This is a genomic window from Mesorhizobium sp. CAU 1732, assembly GCF_039888675.1.
Lineage (GTDB): Bacteria > Pseudomonadota > Alphaproteobacteria > Rhizobiales > Rhizobiaceae > Aerobium.
Map to the genome: position 1 here is coordinate 1,719,233 of NZ_JBDQQR010000001.1, position 17,439 is coordinate 1,736,671.

The 17,439-nt window shown below is 64.1% G+C and carries 17 protein-coding genes; 3 read left to right on the forward strand and 14 right to left on the reverse strand.

Features of this window, described 5'->3' with window-relative positions:
* Positions 1 to 3 precede the first annotated feature (3 nt).
* Positions 4 to 702: a phosphatidylserine decarboxylase gene (locus AAFN55_RS08415; protein ID WP_347798403.1), complete on the forward strand. Its 699-nt coding sequence runs from the start codon at positions 4 to 6 to the stop codon at positions 700 to 702.
* A gap of 4 nt (positions 703 to 706) precedes the next feature.
* Positions 707 to 1,528 carry a CDP-diacylglycerol--serine O-phosphatidyltransferase gene (gene pssA, locus AAFN55_RS08420; RefSeq protein WP_347798404.1) on the forward strand — a complete coding sequence of 274 codons (822 nt, stop codon included), beginning with the start codon at positions 707 to 709 and terminating at the stop codon, positions 1,526 to 1,528.
* Between the two features lie 3 nt (positions 1,529 to 1,531).
* Here pssA and AAFN55_RS08425 read toward each other — a convergent pair whose 3' ends face one another.
* Together AAFN55_RS08425 and AAFN55_RS08430 are read right to left on the reverse strand one after the other, a co-directional pair.
* Positions 1,532 to 3,754 (reverse strand): AMP-binding protein, encoded by a 2,223-nt coding sequence (locus tag AAFN55_RS08425; RefSeq protein ID WP_347798405.1) that lies wholly within the window; start codon positions 3,752 to 3,754, stop codon positions 1,532 to 1,534.
* A 112-nt stretch (positions 3,755 to 3,866) separates the two neighbouring features.
* Positions 3,867 to 4,754 (reverse strand): DMT family transporter, encoded by an 888-nt coding sequence (locus AAFN55_RS08430; RefSeq protein WP_347798406.1) that lies wholly within the window; start codon positions 4,752 to 4,754, stop codon positions 3,867 to 3,869.
* Positions 4,755 to 4,936: 182 nt separating this feature from the next.
* Between AAFN55_RS08430 and AAFN55_RS08435 the strand changes: the two genes are divergently transcribed.
* Positions 4,937 to 5,446: an OsmC family protein gene (locus AAFN55_RS08435; RefSeq protein ID WP_347798407.1), complete on the forward strand. Its 510-nt coding sequence runs from the start codon at positions 4,937 to 4,939 to the stop codon at positions 5,444 to 5,446.
* A gap of 25 nt (positions 5,447 to 5,471) precedes the next feature.
* Here AAFN55_RS08435 and AAFN55_RS08440 read toward each other — a convergent pair whose 3' ends face one another.
* The 12 genes from AAFN55_RS08440 to rplI form a co-directional block, all read right to left on the reverse strand.
* Entirely contained in the window at positions 5,472 to 5,861 is a 390-nt protein-coding gene (locus tag AAFN55_RS08440) for a hypothetical protein (protein WP_347798408.1), read from the reverse strand.
* A 150-nt stretch (positions 5,862 to 6,011) separates the two neighbouring features.
* Entirely contained in the window at positions 6,012 to 6,773 is a 762-nt protein-coding gene (locus AAFN55_RS08445; RefSeq protein WP_347798409.1) for an SDR family NAD(P)-dependent oxidoreductase, read from the reverse strand.
* A 21-nt stretch (positions 6,774 to 6,794) separates the two neighbouring features.
* Complete coding sequence (gene purF / locus AAFN55_RS08450; RefSeq protein WP_347798410.1) at positions 6,795 to 8,267, reverse strand: amidophosphoribosyltransferase; 1,473 nt, start codon at positions 8,265 to 8,267, stop codon at positions 6,795 to 6,797.
* A gap of 56 nt (positions 8,268 to 8,323) precedes the next feature.
* A complete protein-coding gene (locus AAFN55_RS08455) occupies positions 8,324 to 8,863 on the reverse strand; it encodes a CvpA family protein (protein ID WP_347798411.1) in 540 nt (179 codons plus the stop codon).
* Positions 8,864 to 8,931: 68 nt separating this feature from the next.
* Positions 8,932 to 10,329 carry a DNA repair protein RadA gene (gene radA / locus AAFN55_RS08460; protein WP_347798412.1) on the reverse strand — a complete coding sequence of 466 codons (1,398 nt, stop codon included), beginning with the start codon at positions 10,327 to 10,329 and terminating at the stop codon, positions 8,932 to 8,934.
* Between the two features lie 18 nt (positions 10,330 to 10,347).
* On the reverse strand, positions 10,348 to 10,953 hold the full coding sequence (locus AAFN55_RS08465; protein ID WP_347798413.1) for a hypothetical protein: 606 nt from the start codon (positions 10,951 to 10,953) through the stop codon (positions 10,348 to 10,350).
* A gap of 14 nt (positions 10,954 to 10,967) precedes the next feature.
* Positions 10,968 to 12,152 carry an alanine racemase gene (gene alr / locus AAFN55_RS08470; RefSeq protein WP_347798414.1) on the reverse strand — a complete coding sequence of 395 codons (1,185 nt, stop codon included), beginning with the start codon at positions 12,150 to 12,152 and terminating at the stop codon, positions 10,968 to 10,970.
* Between the two features lies 1 nt (position 12,153).
* Positions 12,154 to 13,644 (reverse strand): replicative DNA helicase, encoded by a 1,491-nt coding sequence (locus tag AAFN55_RS08475; protein WP_347798415.1) that lies wholly within the window; start codon positions 13,642 to 13,644, stop codon positions 12,154 to 12,156.
* Positions 13,645 to 13,903: 259 nt separating this feature from the next.
* Positions 13,904 to 14,872, reverse strand: coding sequence for a small ribosomal subunit Rsm22 family protein (locus AAFN55_RS08480; protein ID WP_347798416.1), 969 nt, complete (start codon positions 14,870 to 14,872; stop codon positions 13,904 to 13,906).
* Between the two features lies 1 nt (position 14,873).
* Positions 14,874 to 15,197: a YnfA family protein gene (locus AAFN55_RS08485; RefSeq protein ID WP_347798417.1), complete on the reverse strand. Its 324-nt coding sequence runs from the start codon at positions 15,195 to 15,197 to the stop codon at positions 14,874 to 14,876.
* Between the two features lie 88 nt (positions 15,198 to 15,285).
* Positions 15,286 to 16,566, reverse strand: a complete 1,281-nt coding sequence (locus AAFN55_RS08490; RefSeq protein ID WP_347798418.1) for a cyclopropane-fatty-acyl-phospholipid synthase family protein — start codon at positions 16,564 to 16,566, stop codon at positions 15,286 to 15,288.
* A 151-nt stretch (positions 16,567 to 16,717) separates the two neighbouring features.
* Complete coding sequence (rplI, locus tag AAFN55_RS08495; protein ID WP_347798419.1) at positions 16,718 to 17,308, reverse strand: 50S ribosomal protein L9; 591 nt, start codon at positions 17,306 to 17,308, stop codon at positions 16,718 to 16,720.
* Positions 17,309 to 17,439 lie beyond the last annotated feature (131 nt).

Consider the following 17,439-nt stretch of genomic DNA (forward strand, 5'->3'; position numbering starts at 1 on the left):
GACATGAGTCTGGCTGACACGATCAAGAACGCTTTCGTGCCGATCAATCGGGAGGGATACCCCTTCATTGCGGCCTTTGCCGGCGTGACCATCGTGCTTGGCATCTTCTCGACGCACCTGTTCTGGATCGGGCTGATCCTGACCGCTTGGTGCGCCTATTTCTTCCGCGACCCGCAGCGCATCACGCCTGTCGACGACCGGCTCGTCGTGAGCCCCGCCGATGGCATCGTCTCGGCGGTCGGACCCGCCGTCCCGCCGCGCGAACTGGGGCTCGGCTCCACCGAGATGACCCGCATCTCGGTTTTCATGAATGTCTTTTCCTGCCACGTGAACCGTTCGCCGGTGCGGGGCCGCATCACGACGATCGAACATCGCGCCGGAAAGTTCTTGAACGCCGAACTCGACAAGGCAAGCGTCGAAAACGAGCGCAACGGCCTCGTCATCGATAGCCCGCATGGCAAGGTCGCGGCCGTTCAGGTTGCGGGACTGGTCGCGCGCCGCATCGTCTGCTGGACCGAGGCAGGCAACGACATCGGTGTCGGCGAACGCTTCGGCCTGATCCGCTTCGGATCGCGCGTCGACGTCTATCTGCCCGAGGGGGCGACCCCGAAGGTGGCGCTTGGCCAGACTTCGGTTGCAGGCGAGACCATCATCGCCGAGTTCGGCGCTCACGCGGTATCGCCGCTGGTCAGGATATCCTGAGCGGATGGCACCGTTTCCACCCTACGAGCCGAATGGAACGCGACGTGAGCCGCGCTTGCGCGAAATCCCGCTCCGGCTGCTCCTGCCCAATTTGATCACCATTCTGGCGATCTGCGCGGGTCTGTCGGGCATCAGGCTTGCGTTCGAGCTTCGCTTCGAAATCGCCGTGGCGATGGTGCTGACCGCCGCGCTTCTCGATGCGGTCGACGGCCGCGTTGCCCGCATGCTCAAGGCATCGTCGAAATTCGGCGCGCAGATGGATTCGCTGGCCGACGTCGTCAATTTCGGCGTCGCCCCCGCGCTGGTGCTCTACGTCTACATTCTGGACAATGCCGGCGCGTTCGGCTGGATCGCAGCACTTCTCTTCGCGATCGCCTGCTGCCTGCGCCTCGCGCGCTTCAACGTTATGCTGGAAGATCCCGACCGTCCCGCCTGGAAGGCCGACTATTTCGTCGGCGTGCCGGCGCCGGCGGGCGCGCTTCTCGTGCTCCTGCCCGTCTATCTGGGCTTCCTTGGCGTTCCCCTCAACACGACGAGCGCGTTCATCGCCAGCGGCTTCGTCGTGGCGATCGCCCTTCTGATGGTGAGCCGCCTGCCGGTCTATTCCGGCAAGTCGAGCGGCGCGCGCATCCGCCGCGACATCGTCATGCCGGCGATGCTGGGCGTCGTGCTCTATGTGGCGCTGCTGTTCAGCTACACATGGTACACGATGGCCTTGAGCGCGATCGCGTATCTGTTGGTTCTTCCGTGGGGTGTCCGCGCCTATTCGAAGCGCGAGGCGAAGGAAGCCGCGCAGATCGAACCTGCCACGGACGAAGCACCGTAGAATTCAGGCTGCCTGGCTGACGCTGTTCGGGTCTGCGGCGATCCGCGACACGCCGAAATAGTCCGTCTTGCCCGTTCCGAGAACGGGAATGTCTTCGACAGTGATGATCGCAGCGGGAAGGGCGAGTTCGGAATAGCCGTTCTTGCGCGCAAACGTTCGAAGTGCGCCGCGATCGACCTCGGCCGTCGTGATCAGCACGACACGCTCGCCCTTGCGCTCGTCGGGCAGCGCGATGGCGGCATGCTTGTCGTCGGGCCAGAGTGCGTGCGCCAGCATCTCGACCGCCCCCAGAGACACCATCTCGCCCGCGATCTTGGCGAAGCGCTTGGCGCGTCCACGGATCGTCAGGAACCCGTCCTTGTCGAAAGCCGCGATGTCGCCGCTGTCGTGCCAGCCGCCGGCCGGCGCGGTGATCTCGCGGGGGCGGTCCTGAACACGGTAGCCGAGCATCACGTTCGGACCGCTGATCGACAGGCGGCCGGTGTCCTCGAGGCCCTCGACAGGCTCAAGCCTCGCCCGGATGCCCGGCAGGAGGCGGCCCACGGTGCCGTGGCGGCCGTGCGTGGCCGAATTGACCGCGACGACGGGAGACGTCTCGGTCATGCCATAGCCTTCGACGATGTCCGCCCCGAAGCGCTCGCGCCAGGCGCGGCGCGTATCGGCCCGCACCGCTTCCGCGCCGGCAACGATCAGCCGCACGCTGGAAAAGTCGCCATCGTCGGCCGTGCGGGCGTAAGCCGCCAGAAACGTGTCCGTGCCGAACAGGATCGTGGGGCGCACCTTCGAGGCGAGTTCCGGAATCTGCTTGTAGTGGAGTGGCGACAGATAGAGGAACAGCCGCACGCCATGGAGGAGCGGCAGAACCATACCGCCCGTCATGCCGAACGCGTGGAAGACCGGCAGCACGTTGAAGAGGGTGTCGGTGGGTGAGAAGGCAATGCGGGTCTCGATCTGCGCCGTGTTGGCGACGACATTGCGATGCGAGAGCATCACCGCCTTCGGCGTGCCTTCGGAGCCGGAGGTGAACAGCATCACGGCTGCGTCCTCGCTCTTGCCGCGGATGACGGGTCGCAGGCACCAGATCGCCGCCGCCACCTTGTCGAATGTCGAAACGCTGTCGCGCAGATCTTCCAGCCACAGGATTTTCGCGCCCGCCGCCTCGCAGGCTGTGATCTCGTCCGCGAGTTGTGCCTTCTGGATGAATGCCCGTGAAGAGACGACCAGCCTCAGGTCGCCGACACGCACGGCCTGGCCCATGGCGGCGGGACCGGCGGTGTAGTTGAGCATGGCGGCGATGCGCCCTGCCGATTGCAGCGCGAAGAATGTCGCGACGGTCGGCGCGGCATTGGGCAGGAGCAGGCCCACGGCATCGCCCGCGGCACCCGTCGAGGCGAAGCGGTCCGCGAGAGCCCGGATGCTGGTCAGCAGGCTGCGGTAGCTCATGGCAGCACCCGTCGCATCGTCCAGAATGGTGCGCGACATGCCGTGAAGCCGCGCCGCGCGCGACAGCGCACGGAAGAGCGTCAGCCGGGGATCGGTTGCCGAGAAGCGCGCCTCCGCCACCCTGTCGAACAGGGCGTTGGAGGCTGTGCTTGCCGATGGGCCGCTGCGCGTCAACAGTTCCGTGATGGTCAGCGGCTCCAGGGCATGAACCTTGAGACGCTGCAGCATACGCCGGGGCGCATCCTCGGACGGCGTCAGGGACAGCGGAAGATGGCGCGCGCCCGATACGTAGACCGGGACGACCTTCGCGTCGGCCTTGAGCGCGATGCGCGCGACCGCGCGATACAGGCGGAACGTCCGCGTATCCGGCTCTGTATCCGGCGGCAGGTAGACGCACAGCCGCCCGCCACCGCGCAGGATGCGCACCAGCCTGCGGCTGACGAAGACGTGCTCGGGATTGAACGCGATCGTTCGCGCAAGTTCGCGCCACGGCTCCAGCCACATGGCCTTCGCCGAGCGATTGTCCAGAAGGTGCAGCGTATCGGTCGGAAGCAGGCCGAGCATGAGCGCGGGATCGAGCCGCGATTGATGCGACACCACGTAGATCACGGAACGGACAGCGCTCGCGTTGCGCAGCGCGCTGGCGTCAACCCGCCAGATCGCAGCCAGCGGCGCGTGAAAGAACGCGTGTCGGAACGAGAGTTCCTGCGCGTAGGCAAGCCAGGCTGCGAAGCCCAGCCAAGCGACAAGGACACCGGCAATGATCATTCCGGCCAGGATCATGGGCACCTCCCAGCAAGTCGTCCGCCTCGGCTCTTGCCGGCCGCTCGAGGAGGCAAGGGTAGCGCATGCAGCGCGCAGGTCAATTGCGGCGACGCGGTAACTTTTGAGTCTGTCAGCCGGGGCGTCGCTTGCGTTCGCCGAAAATGATGATCAGTCCAGCGCCCATGATGAGGGCTGCGCCCCAGAACACTTCAGGCTTCGGTATGTCCTGCCAGATCAGCCATCCAAGCAGGAAAGCCCATATGAGCGACGTGTATTCGAAGGGCGCGATGATGGAGACCGGCGCGCGTTTCATGCCTTCGAAAAGCGCGAACTGGGCAAAGCCGCCGAGGATACCCGCCGCCATCAGGAGCGAGAATTCCCACAGGCTCGGCGTAACCCATGTGAAGGTGAGGCCGATACCGGTGGCAACGAGGAAATACGCGTTGTTGAGCGCCATCTGGACAAGCGTCTTCTCGCGCATCGCGACCATGCGCAGCAGGATGATCGACAGAGACCAGAGAAATGCGGCGGCCAGAACGAGCAACACCGGCACGGTCAGGCCGATGCCGACGGGATCGCACGCGATGAAGACGCCGGCGAAGCCGGTCAGGACAGCCACCCAGCGCAGTGGCGGCACCTTTTCGCCGAGCATCGGAATGGACATGACGGTGATGATGACCGGCGCGGCGAAGTAGATCGTCGTCAGCTCTGCGAGTTGAAGGTCCTTTGCGGCCGTGTAGTAGGCGTACCACGCGGCCAGGATGATCACCGACCGGAGGAGCATCTTGCCCGCGATCGGCGATGCGGCCGCTTCCGCAAAGATGCGAGGTCCACCGGCAATCAGGCAGCCTGCGAGGATGGTGATCGCTCGAAAGAACAGCACCTGCCAGACGGCGAACGAGGTCACGAGCAGCTTGACGACCGCGTCGTGCATCGAAAACAGGAAGTAGGCGAGGCTCGTCAACAGAATGCCGCCCATCACGCGGTCGGTCGCATCCTGCGCGGTGATGTTGGACATTGGATGTTCCTGGCGGGCGCGCAGCGTTGCGCCCTCACGATTCGCTGGCCGGCAGATCATCGTCCGTGCCGCTCGCCGTTGCGCTACACCAGCCGCGCTGTTCGGTGAAGCCAGCCATTCGGCATTTGCCGGCCGTTGCCGATCTGCTATGTCGGCGAAGAGACGAGACAGGGAGATGCACAATGGACGCTGCCGCACTCAAGGCCATGCAGGCACCGGTGAAAGATGCCTATCGCGACGACGCTGAGAAGGCGCTGATCACGCTGCGGGCACATGGTTCGATCGACGATCAGTCGATCGCGTGCAAGGTCGAGACGGGCAGGGCGATCGCGGTTGCGGGCCTCCACCCGGCAACGGGTGGCTCGGGCCTTGAGCTGTGTTCGGGAGACATGCTGCTCGAGGCGCTCGTCGCATGTGCTGGCGTGACGTTGAAGGCGGTCGCCACGGCGCTCGAATTCAAGCTGGGCGGCGCGACTGTCGAAGCCGAAGGTGATCTCGATTTCCGCGGCACGCTGGGCGTCGCAAAGGACGCACCGGTCGGCTTCCGCTCCATTCGCCTCGCGTTCAATCTCGACACGGACGAGCCCCAGGAGCGCATCGACACGCTGCTCAAGCTGACGGAGCGTTATTGCGTGGTCTTCCAGACCATCAACACGAAGCCGGAATTGTCGGTGACGGCGAGCGCGGCGTAGCGGGCGTCAACGCCCGTAAGCAACCCTATCTGCGACCGCGCCTGTCACCCCTGTCGCCGTGCCAGCCCTGCATCCACGGCGGCGGGTTTCCGCCATACGTGTTGTCGTAGCCGAAATTGGGCGATGCGCCGTTCGTGGTCGTGATCGAGAAGTTGCCGAAGCTGCATTCGGTCGCGCGGCTTCCGCCTGAAAGGCTGTTGCTGCGCGTGTGAAAGGACGGCATGTCGGTCTCGACGCAATTGCCGTTGAGCGGCGAACCGGGGGCTGCATTGAGATTGACGCCGGGAAGCGCGTCCGAGGTCGCTGCATCGCCGCTGAACGTCTGGGAACTGAACACGTCCGCCTGAGCGGGCGCGACGGCCACGAACCCCGCAATGGCGACGCCTGCAAGCAGATTGAGCGCTGGTCTGTTCATGATGCACGTCCCGCGAGTACGAAGTCTGCGATAATCAGTAGCATACCACCACGATACCGTCGAGATTTGGGCGGCCGCAGGGATGGCAGGTGTGTCACAAAAACGCGATGCTGTTGCGCGCCGGAGACGGGAGGCCGGTGGTTCGCGGGATTATTCCGGCATCCTGTAGGTCAGGAACCGTTCGCTAGTGGCGTCGAAGATCAGCCCGGTTTCCGTCAATGCCGGATCCGCAAGCGTCGCGATGCGCAGCGCGATCTCGGAGGGGTGCGGCAGGGTCTTCGGGTCTTCGCCCGGCATCGCCTGAGCCCGCATGGCCGTCCGTGTCGCGCCGGGATTGACGCTGTTGATGCGCAGCGGCAACTGCCTCGTCTCGTCCGCCCAAGACCGTCCCATGGCCTCGACAGCCGCCTTGGAGGCGGCATACGGACCCCAATAGGCGCGTGCCGAGTGGGCCGCGCCGGACGACAGGAGGATCGCGCGGCCGGCATCCGACAGGCGCAGCAAGGGATCGACCGAGCGGATCAGCCGCCACATGGACGTCACGTTGAGGAGCATCACCTTCTCGAACACCTTGGCCTCGACGTGGCCGAGCGGTGCGATGACGCCCAAAATGCCTGCATTGGCGACGAGGATGTCGAGCTTGCCCCAGCGCTCGTGGATCGCGCCGCCCAGACGATCGATGCCCGCCATGTCGGCCAGATCGAGCGGCACGAGCGTGGCTTCGCCCTTGCCGGTCCTGGCGTTCTCCTGCTTGATCTCGTCGTCCAGCTCTTCGAGCCCGCCCACGGTGCGCGCGACGGCGACGACATGCGCGCCCGCGGCCGCCAGTTCCTTCGCGATGAAGTAGCCGATGCCGCGCGACGCGCCGGTGACGACGGCCACGCGGCCGGTGAGATCGAAGGGAAGGGTCATGCTGGTCCTGTGTGGAAGCATCTACTGGCCGCCGGCTGCAAGAACCGACAGCGTGCGGACATTGTCCGTGCCTTCGAGGTCGAGCAGGCGGGTCGGATACTGGCCGGTGAAGCAGGCATCGCAGAATTGCGGCTGGTCATTGTCGCGCGCGACCTCGCCCACGGCGCGGTAGAGGCCGTCGATCGACAGGAAGCCCAGCGAATCCACGCGGATGAACTCGGCCATCTCCTCTATCGACATGCGCGAGGCGAGCAGCTTCGATTTTTCCGGCGTATCGACGCCGTAGAAGCACGAGGCGCGCGTCGGTGGCGATGCGATGCGCATATGCACTTCCTTGGCGCCGGCATCGCGCACCATTTGCACGATCTTCTGCGAAGTCGTGCCGCGCACGATCGAATCGTCCACCAGAACGACGCGCTTGCCCTCGATCATGCGGCGGTTGGCGTTGTGCTTGAGGCGCACGCCCATGTGGCGGATCGAATCGCCGGGTGAAATGAAGGTGCGCCCGACATAATGGTTGCGGATGATACCGAGCTCGAACGGCAGGTTCGCGGCCTGGCTGAAGCCGATTGCGGCCGGCGTGCCCGAATCCGGCACAGGCACGACGATATCCGCCTCGACCGGGCTTTCGCGCGCCAGTTCCATGCCGATCTGCTTGCGGACTTCGTAGACGTTGCGGCCCTCGACGGACGAATCCGGCCGGGCGAAATAGACGTATTCGAAGACGCAGAAACGGGACTTCTGCGGTTCGAACGGGAAGAAGCTTTCGATGCCCTTGGTGGTGACGACGACCATCTCGCCGGGCTTCAGATCGCGGACGAAACGCGCGCCGATGATGTCGAGCGCGCACGTCTCCGACGCGAGGATCCACGCGCCGTCGAGATCGCCGAGCACCAGCGGGCGAATGCCCAGCGGGTCGCGGCAGCCGATCATCTTCTTGGCGGTGAGCGCGACCAGCGAGAACGCGCCTTCGAGCTGGCGAACCGCCTCGATGAAGCGCGAATTGATGTCCTTCTCGCGGCTCGTCGCCACCAGATGCAGGATCGTCTCGGTGTCCGAGGTGGAGGTGAAGATCGAACCCTGCTTCTGCAAGGTACGCTGCACGGTCATCGCATTGGTGAGGTTGCCGTTATGCGCGACCGCGATGCCGCCATCGGCAAGCTCGGCGAAAAGCGGCTGCACGTTGCGCAGGCCGGCGCCGCCCGTCGTCGCGTAACGCGTGTGGCCGATGGAGCGCGTACCCTTCAGCCTGTCGATCACGGCCTGTTTGGTGAAGGTATCGCCGATCAGGCCGACATGGCGTTCGACGTGGAACTGCGAGCCGTCATAGGAGACGATGCCGGCAGCCTCCTGGCCGCGATGCTGCAGGGCGTGAAGCCCGAGCGTCACGATCGCGGCTGCGTCCTGCCTGCCGAAAATGCCGAAGACGCCGCATTCGTCATGAAAACGGTCGTCGCCATCGGAAGAAAACGGGGTATCGTCTGCGTCTGCCATCTGGCTACGCCCTTCGATTGTGTTTTCGGTTTCGCCCGCGCTTGCTTAGCGCGAGATCAATTCTGCGGTTGCGCTTCCGTGTCGTCGTCCGGCCGAAGCTGGTCGAGGATCGAGTTCTCCGGATCGTCCGGCAGGATGCCCTCAAGCCAATTCCCGACGCCTTCGAGAAGCGGCAGCGACTTCGCCTCCGCGATCCAGGCCGGCGGGTTCGATCCCACGAGCCAGGAGAAGAACAACAGACCCACGGCAACCACCAGGATGCCGCGTGCGGCGCCGTAGAGGAAGCCCAGCGTCCGATCCAGCGCGCCGACCCTGGAATCGATGATGAAATCGGCGACCTTCATCGTGATGATGGTCACGATGATCAGCGCGACGAAAAATACCAAGGCTGCCGATGCAGCGATCTGCAACTGCGCGCTGTCCACATAGGGTTGCACATAGGGAAGTACAACGGGATAGAGGAAAAACGCCGCGACAGCCGCTGCCGCCCACGAGGCGATCGAGAGGATTTCGCGGGAAAAGCCGCGCACCATGGCCAGCATTGCGGAAACGAGGGTGAAGCCGACGAGAATTCCGTCAAGCAAGGTGATGGGCATTCAGGCTCCACTCCAGTGCGGCATCGGCGTTGGCCTTTGCCTCGCATCGTCCCCGGGTTTCCCCGGCCTCAGTCTTCGACGGCTCGCCCCTTCGAGCCGGCAATCCGTACGACCAGGTCCGCGAGCGTCGAAGGCTGGAAGGCTCGCGCCTGAATTCCGCCGTTCTGTTCTTCGCTCGATTTCGGCATGACTGCCTGACCGAAACCCAGTTTTTCCGCCTCTTTCAGGCGTTGTTGCGCATGCGCAACGGGCCTGATCGCGCCCGAAAGACTGATTTCGCCGAAATAGACGCAATCTGCCGGAAGGGCAAGTCCGGTGAGCGATGAAACCAGTGCCGCAGCCACCGCAAGATCGGCAGCCGGCTCCGAAATGCGATAGCCGCCCGCGACGTTGAGATAGACGTCGTGCTGGGCGAACCGCACGCCGCAATGCGCCTCGAGGACCGCGAGCACCATCGAGAGCCGGGGCGAATCCCAGCCGACCACCGCGCGGCGCGGCGTCCCGAGCGGCGAGGGGGCGACCAGCGCCTGGATCTCGACCAGCACGGGCCGCGTGCCTTCGATGCCCGCGAAAACCGCAGCACCGGGCGCCTTGGTGCTGCGCTCGCCAAGGAAAAGCTCCGATGGATTGGCGACTTCGCGCAGACCCTTGTCCGACATCTCGAACACGCCGATCTCGTCGGTCGGCCCGAAACGGTTCTTGACGGTGCGCAGGATGCGGTAGTGGTGCCCGCCTTCGCCCTCGAAATAGAGCACGCCGTCGACCATGTGCTCGACGACGCGGGGACCGGCGATCTGGCCGTCCTTGGTCACGTGGCCGACTAGCACGATCGCGGCTCCGGTCGATTTGGCGTAGCGGATCATCGCCTGCGCCGAGGCGCGCACCTGCGTCACTGTGCCCGGGGCGGAATCGGCCATGTCCGTCCACAACGTCTGGATCGAATCGAGAATGACGAGGTCGGGGCGCTTGCCTTCGCCGATCGTCGCCAGAATGTCCTCGACATTGGTTTCGGCCGCGAGTTCGACGGGCGTGTCGGCCGCGCCGAGCCTTTGCGCGCGCAGCCGGATTTGCGCGACCGCCTCCTCGCCCGAGACGTAGACGATGCGATGGCCGCGCGACGCGAGTGCCGCGGCCGCCTGTGTCAACAGCGTCGATTTGCCGATGCCGGGGTCGCCGCCGATGAGCAGCGCCGAGCCGCGCACGAAGCCGCCGCCCGTCGCCCGGTCCAGTTCGCCGATTCCCGAGACGATGCGCGGCGCCTCCTCGATCTCGCCGGACAGCGTCGTGAGCGTGACAGGCCGCCCCTTGCGGACGTTGCGCGCCGAGGCGGGTCCACTGCCGATCCCGCCGGCCGTGCCTTCCTCCACCAGCGTGTTCCACTCGCCGCACGCGTCGCACTTGCCCGCCCAGCGCGTATGCGCGGTGCCACAGGCCTGGCAGATGAACTGGGTGCGGGACTTAGCCATGGCTCAGAACGCTTCTATCTAACTAACTAAGCGGGGGAGGTAATTGTCCCGGTCGTGGTAAATTTCGAGAGCTTCATCGACAGTTGAAATGTAGCTGATTGGCTTCCCGTTGTTGCGCTCCCACGAATTATAAATGTTGCCGCAGAAGGAAATGAAAAACCGATCTTCGTTATTCTCGGACCGGATCATTCTTTCGTAGGCAGCTTCGAGCAAAGCGCCACATGCGGCGGAGAAACCAGCTTGGCCATTGATAATCGCTGTTCTGGTGCCCGCGCGCATTAATGCGGCAGCAGAATCGGACTCAATACTATCCCGTGCGCCTTCGAGCATCTTGAGAAGCTGCTCTCTCAGATCAGAGGATGACACTTCCCAAAAGACAAACAAGCCCACGATGGCGGCTGCGCGGACATAATCGTCGGCATCCTCGGAAAGGAAGCGCCGGATGAGAATTATGTTTGTTTCAGTCGCAGGAGAAGTCAGACAAAATATATAGATAGCGGTATGAGCATCGATATCGAGGTGACTGCTCTCGTCTCTCAGAAAGGCTTCAATTTGTTCATGCTCCCGTTTCGATGGGCGATAGCTATTGTGCTTCACCTTCTGAAAGAGCTTGGAAAGGTTCATTGCGATTCCGTGACTCACTCGGAGAATCCCACATACCGCCGATGGTATCGCCGACCCAGGCTCGTCAGGAGTTCATAGGCGATCGTTCCCGTCGCGGCAGCGGCTTCGTCGATGGGCACGTTGCGACCGAACAGCTCGATATGATCGCCGATGGCGACCGCGCCCGCGCCGAGATCGGTGACGTCGAAGATGGTCATGTCCATCGTGATGCGGCCCGTGACCGGTACCCGCTTGCCGTGGATGAAGCCCTCCGCGGCAGGCGCGGAGGTGTCACGAAGCGGCACGCCTGCCGATGACCCGGCGCGGTGATACCCGTCGGCGTAACCGATCGAGGTGACCGCGAGCAGCGAATCGCGGCGAAGGGTTTCGTGCGCGCCGTAGCTCACCGTCTCCCCGGCCTTCGCATGTCGGACCTGCACCACGCGGGCCTCTGCAGTCACGACTGGCTGCATGGGATTGAGCGCCGCGCTGGCCGGTGACCCGCCATAGAGCGCGATACCGGGGCGCACGAGATCGAACGCGAAGGCGCTGTCGAGAAAGATGCCGGCCGAATTCGCCAGACTTGATTCGACGCTTGCGAAAGCGGCCCTAACCGCCTGAAACGATTCGCGTTGCCGCAGGTTGAGCGGATGGTCGGGCGTGTCGGCGCAGGCGAGATGGCTCATCAGCAGGAGCGGCGTGACCGCACCGGTCAGCGCATTTTCCTGAATGAACCGAAGCGCTTCGTCGGAAGTCAGGCCGAGCCGGTTCATGCCGGTGTCGACGTGAATCGCGCAGGGGCGCGGAACATCGCCATCCCACCCGAATGCCTCCCAGGAGGCGATGTCGGATGACGATCCGAGAACCGGGGTGAGCCGGTGCGCCACATAAGCGGGGACAGCCTCCGCGCCGAAGAGCCCGTTGAGCACGTAGATCGTGGCATCCGGCAGAACGCTTCTGAGCGCGATGCCCTCCTCGGGAAGAGCCACGAAAAACTCCCGGCAACCCTCGCGCCAAAGGGTCTGCGCGACCGGCCCAACCCCGAGCCCGTAGCCATCGGCCTTGACGACGCCCGCCACCCGGGCCGGTGCGGCCATTCGGGAAAGAAGGTGGTAATTCTCGGCAAGCGCTGCGAGATCGATCGTCAGCCTGCCGCCGGCAAGCCGGGGATCAGCGCCGCCATGGGTCGCATCGACCGAGAGGGGAATCCAGCCGGACAATCTACTCGAACCGTTCGGGGAGGTGGTGTTCTTCCGCCAGGTCGGAGAAGCGCGTGAACTCGCCGGTAAAGGCGAGCGAAACGGTGCCGGTCGGGCCGTGACGCTGCTTGGCGATGATGCACTCGGCCTTGCCCTTGGCCTCGTTCATCTCGCCTTCCCATTTGATGTATTCGTCGGTGCCGGGCTTCGGCTCCTTGTTCTTCAGGTAATACTCCTCGCGATAGACGAACAGCACCACGTCGGCGTCCTGCTCGATCGAGCCCGATTCGCGAAGATCGGAAAGCTGCGGGCGCTTGTCCTCGCGGTTCTCGACCTGACGGGAGAGCTGCGACAGCGCGATGATCGGAACGTTGAGTTCCTTCGCCAAGGCCTTGAGACCGGTGGTGATCTCGGTGATTTCCTGGACGCGGTTCTGCGAGGATTTCGCGCTCGATCCCTGCATGAGCTGGATATAGTCGATCACGAGCACGTCGAGGCCGCGCTGGCGCTTGAGGCGTCGCGACCGCGCCGCGAGCTGCGCGATCGAAATACCACCGGTCGAATCGATGAAGAGCGGGATTTTCTGAAGCGTCTGGGTGCAGACCACCAGTTTCTCGAAATCCGATTCCGTCATGTCGCCGCGACGGATCTTGGAGGAGGGGATTTCCGCCTGCTCGGAAATGATACGCGTGGCGAGCTGCTCGGCCGACATTTCGAGCGAGAAGAACCCGACGACGCCGCCATTCTTGGCCTTGAACGACCCGTCCGCCTGCTGCGCAGGCTCATAGGCGTTGGCGATGTTGAAGGCGATGTTGGTCGCAAGCGACGTCTTGCCCATGCCGGGGCGACCCGCCAGCACGATCAAGTCCGACGATTGAAGGCCGCCCATGCGCTTGTCGAGATCGTGCAGGTTGGTCGCGATGCCTGACAGATGACCGTCGCGCATATAGGCGGCGCTTGCCATGTCGATCGCGGTCTTCACCGCATCGCTGAAGCTCTCGAATCCGCCATCGTAGCGGCCGGTTTCGGCCAGTTCGAACAGGCGGCGCTCCGCGTCCTCGATCTGCTCCGACGGGGCCATGTCGACGGGCGCGTCATAGGCGATGTTGACCATGTCCTCGCCGACCGTGATCAGCGCCCGGCGCGTCGCGAGGTCGTAGATGGCACGGCCATAATCGGCCGCGTTGATGACCGTGACCGCCTCTGCCGCAAGGCGCGCGAGATATTGCGCCACCGTCATGTCCCCGACCTTCTCGTCGGCCGGCAGGAAGGTCTTGATCGTCACCGGATTGGCCATCTTGCCCATCCGGATCAGCTCGGCCAGCACGTCGTAGATCTTGCGGTGCAGCGGCTCGTAGAAATGGCTCGACTTCAAAAAGTCGGAGACGCGGTAGAAAGCGTCATTGTTGACGAGCACCGCGCCGAGCAGCGCCTGCTCCGCCTCGATGTTGTTGGGCGCTTCGCGATAGAGCGGGGTTTCCGCCGAATTGAGCTTGCGGACTGCTTCAGCCATGCCGGTTCCAGATCGTCAAATTGGGCCGGATTACGCGAACAATCCCCGGCGGTGATACCCTGAACCTCTCCTAGACCGATGAGCCCGCCATTCAAGGGCAAAGCGTCATTTAAACCGGGAGCAGGGCCGCCAGACCCATGATTCACACTCGTCCACAGGAGCAGCCTGCTGATCGTCGCAATAGCGGTTGACCCGAATCGCAATGCGAGTCTAGCGCGATCTCGGCCGAGAACAAAACGCGAATATGCGGAACTCGTAGCTATTCCGCGAATGTGTCGCCCCAGTCGAGACGGCGTGCCGTCTTGAAGGACTGCCCGTCGCGCTTGGTGAAAAGCTGTTCGGAGACCGTGCCGTCAGCCCGGCAAAGCTTCAACTGCACCTTGCCCGAACCGGCTCGTGGCGGTGAGAGAACACGTGAGGCCCGGTCAGACAGGGGAGCGCGCGTTGCGGCCAGATGGATGAACTTCTCGTCCTCCCAGGGCACATCCGCATCCTTCGCCAGCCGATGCACACGCGAGCGGGCCACGCGCTGCGCGAAATGGCACCAGTCGGGCGGGGTGAGGGGGCACGGCGCGTGGTGCGGGCAGGGTGCTGCGACGTTGGCGCCCGAATCGATGAGACGGCTGCGCACATCGACGATGCGCCGCCAGCCCGCCGGCGTTCCGGGTTCGACGACGACCAGCATGCCTGTCGTAAGTTGCCACAGCCGGTCGATCAGCGTCGGCAAGGCTGCCGGCGCGATCTCGTCCAGCACATAGGCGCAGGTGACGAGGTCGTGCGGTTGCAGCCCACGCATGTCGATGGTGACGTCACCGGCAAGCCAGCCCGTCGCGATCCCGGGCAGCGCGGTGGAAAGCGACTTGCCGACGCGCCGGGCCGGATCGCTGGCCTCCAGCAGCGTCGCCTGCTCAAGGCCGGGCCAGACATCGGCGGCGCCCCACAGAGCGGTGCCGGGTCCCGAGCCGACGTCGAGCAGCGTGCGCGGCGTGAAATCAGGGGCGGCTTCGTGTGCCGCATCCAGGCTTGCGTGAACGGCGGCATAGGTCGCGGGCAGTCTCGCGGCGAGATAGGCGTGGACCGACAGGTCCGCCGCCATGTGCAGCCGCCCATCGCGCACCTCCGCCCGGTAGCGATCGGACAGTGTCCGCGCGGCCTTCCTGATCTCGGCGAGCGGCACCCCGTCGAGAATCCGGTCGACGCCCTGCCGCAGCGCTGCCGGCAGCTCCATCTCAGGCTGCCCTCGGCGCGAGAAGGATGACGCCTGCCCCGACAAGGCAGATCGCGGCTCCCGTCACGTCGAAGCGATCGGGCCGCACGCCTTCCGCAACCCAGAGCCATACGAGCGACGCGCAGATATAAATCCCGCCATAGGCCGCATAAGCGCGACCGGCAGCGTCCGTCTCCGCGAGCGTCAGCAGCCACGCGAATGCGATGAGGCTCATGACGCCGGGGATCAGCCATAGCGCGGATTTGTCGAGGCGCCACCATGCCCAGAACGCAAAGCAGCCTGCGATCTCGGCGAGTGCGGCCGCGATGAAGACGGGCAGGGTCATGACGGCCTCTTGATGGAAACGGGTCACCCCTTGTTTCCCGCCTTGGCCGCCAAATCAAGCACCCGCCGCCTGACGCGACGAAGGAACGTCAGTTGCGATCCCTGACCTTGCGGCTCGGCTTGCGGACCCGGTCTGCCATATGGCCGATTTCGTGCAGGGCGATCGCCTTCTCGCACTTGCCGATATAGTCTCGGGTTAGAGGCAGCACGTCGTTCTTCAGCGATAGCTGTATCTGGAACACCATCAAATCCTGCCACCGGAATGCGGATTCCGAGCCGGCGAGATAGAACTCCCACATGCGCGCGAAGCGCTCGTCGTAAATCTCGACCACCTTGTCCCGGTTGGCCAGGAAGCGTTCGCGCCAATGCTTCAGGGTCTCGGCGTAGTGAAGCCGGAGAATCTCGATATCCGTCACCATCAGTCCCGCGCGCTCGATATGCGGAAGAACTTCGGAAAGTGCCGGAATGTAGCCGCCGGGGAAGATGTGCTTGCGGATGAACGCGTTGGTCGCGGTCGGCGGCCCCGCGCGGCCGATCGCGTGGAGCACCATCACGCCGTCCGGCTTGAGCAGTGCCGCGCAACGCTCGAAAAAGGCGTGGTAGTGGTTCACGCCGACATGCTCGAACATTCCGACCGATACGATCCTGTCGAAACGCTCCTGGAGGTCGCGATAGTCCCTGATCTCGAAATGGGCGTGGCTTTGCAGGCCTTCCTCATGCGCCCTGTCGGTGGCGACGGCGTGTTGCTCGGTCGAGAGTGTCACGCCGAGTACATCGACATCGAACGTCCGTGCGAGATAGAGCCCCAGCCCGCCCCAACCCGAACCGATGTCGAGCACCTGCTGGCCTGGCTTCAGGTTGAGCTTGGCGGCGAGGTGGCGCTTCTTGGCGAGTTGCGCGGCTTCCAGCGTCATGTCCGGCCGCTCGAAATAGGCACAGGAATACTGCATGTCCTCGTCGAGGAAGAGCCGATAGAACTCGCGCGACAGGTCGTAGTGATGCTGGACATTGCGCCTGGAGCGCGCCGCCGTGTTGACCTGCTGGAGCCTGCGAAAGACGACACGCGCGCTTTCCAGCGCCTTGGTCCATGCCGCCTCGATGCCGGTTGGTCCCATATTCTGGTAGACGACGCGCAGAAGGTCGAGCACGTCGCCTTCGACGATGTCGATCTCGCCATTCATGTATGCTTCCGGCAGAGCCAGCATGGGATCGAAGGTGATGGCGCGCTGCGCGTGGTGCGTCCGCAGACGCACATGGACCGGTGGGCCGCTCCCGTCACCGAACACGGCAACGATGCCGTCCGGGTCGGTTATTTGCAGATTGCCGGTGCGGACAAGCCGCCCGACGACGCCTTGAAGCAATCTGTTCATGTCGTGGGCCTGCATGTTGTGGGCCTAACTTAGCTCAAGCGGCGACAGGCAGATAAGTTCCCTGTTGGTGCGATGTGTTGGGCCAAAACGAAAAATGCCCGGCCGCTGAGCGACCGGGCATCTTGAACAAAAACTGACGTGCGAGTGGTAATTAAGCCTGCTCTTCGTCTTCCCCGTCGAAACCATCTTCGTTCGGATCGAAGAAAGCGTCGGGGCGGGCGTTCTCGTTGATGTCGTCGCCGTAGATCGCTTCGGCCGAATCGAGCTTCTCGCCGGCTGCCTGGCGCTCTGCCTCATCGGCGGTGCGGGCGATGTTCAGCGTGATCGTCGCTTCGACTTCCGGGTGGAGCGAAATGGCGACGTTGGTCAGGCCGATCGTCTTGATCGGCTGGTTCAGCTCGACCTGGTTGCGACCGACCGAGAAGCCCTCTGCCGTCAGCAGGTCCGAAATGTCGCGCGAGGAGACCGAACCGTAGAGCTGGCCGGTTTCGCCGGCCGAACGGACGACAATGAAGCTCTTGCCGTCGAGCGTCTCTGCGACCGCGGCGGCTTCCGACTTGCGCTCGAGGTTGCGGGCTTCGAGCTGCGAGCGCTGGCCTTCGAACTTCTTCTTGTTGGCTTCGTTGGCGCGCAGTGCCTTGCCCTTGGGCAGCAGGAAGTTGCGTGCGAAACCGTCCTTCACCTTGACGGTGTCGCCAAGCTGGCCAAGACGGGCAATGCGTTCGAGGAGAATGACGTCCATTGTCCTGATCCTTGTTCTCGCCGGCATGGCCGGCAGTCGAATATCGGGCAGGTCAGGACTGATGCGGCGGTTGTGCCGGGGTCGCTGTCCTGCCGGTTGCGGCAGTTAGGGCTGAAAGCCCAACTCGGGAG

Bases quoted from the DNA above. Each gene is read 5' to 3' on its own strand.
- AAFN55_RS08415 (WP_347798403.1), top strand. From the start codon at position 4: ATGAGTCTGGCTGACACGATCAAGAACGCTTTCGTGCCGATCAATCGG.
- pssA (WP_347798404.1), top strand. From the start codon at position 707: ATGGCACCGTTTCCACCCTACGAGCCGAATGGAACGCGACGTGAGCCG.
- AAFN55_RS08425 (WP_347798405.1), bottom strand. From the start codon at position 3,754: ATGATCCTGGCCGGAATGATCATTGCCGGTGTCCTTGTCGCTTGGCTG.
- AAFN55_RS08430 (WP_347798406.1), bottom strand. From the start codon at position 4,754: ATGTCCAACATCACCGCGCAGGATGCGACCGACCGCGTGATGGGCGGC.
- AAFN55_RS08435 (WP_347798407.1), top strand. From the start codon at position 4,937: ATGGACGCTGCCGCACTCAAGGCCATGCAGGCACCGGTGAAAGATGCC.
- AAFN55_RS08440 (WP_347798408.1), bottom strand. From the start codon at position 5,861: ATGAACAGACCAGCGCTCAATCTGCTTGCAGGCGTCGCCATTGCGGGG.
- AAFN55_RS08445 (WP_347798409.1), bottom strand. From the start codon at position 6,773: ATGACCCTTCCCTTCGATCTCACCGGCCGCGTGGCCGTCGTCACCGGC.
- purF (WP_347798410.1), bottom strand. From the start codon at position 8,267: ATGGCAGACGCAGACGATACCCCGTTTTCTTCCGATGGCGACGACCGT.
- AAFN55_RS08455 (WP_347798411.1), bottom strand. From the start codon at position 8,863: ATGCCCATCACCTTGCTTGACGGAATTCTCGTCGGCTTCACCCTCGTT.
- radA (WP_347798412.1), bottom strand. From the start codon at position 10,329: ATGGCTAAGTCCCGCACCCAGTTCATCTGCCAGGCCTGTGGCACCGCG.
- AAFN55_RS08465 (WP_347798413.1), bottom strand. From the start codon at position 10,953: ATGAACCTTTCCAAGCTCTTTCAGAAGGTGAAGCACAATAGCTATCGC.
- AAFN55_RS08475 (WP_347798415.1), bottom strand. From the start codon at position 13,644: ATGGCTGAAGCAGTCCGCAAGCTCAATTCGGCGGAAACCCCGCTCTAT.
- AAFN55_RS08480 (WP_347798416.1), bottom strand. From the start codon at position 14,872: ATGGAGCTGCCGGCAGCGCTGCGGCAGGGCGTCGACCGGATTCTCGAC.
- AAFN55_RS08485 (WP_347798417.1), bottom strand. From the start codon at position 15,197: ATGACCCTGCCCGTCTTCATCGCGGCCGCACTCGCCGAGATCGCAGGC.
- AAFN55_RS08490 (WP_347798418.1), bottom strand. From the start codon at position 16,566: ATGAACAGATTGCTTCAAGGCGTCGTCGGGCGGCTTGTCCGCACCGGC.
- rplI (WP_347798419.1), bottom strand. From the start codon at position 17,308: ATGGACGTCATTCTCCTCGAACGCATTGCCCGTCTTGGCCAGCTTGGC.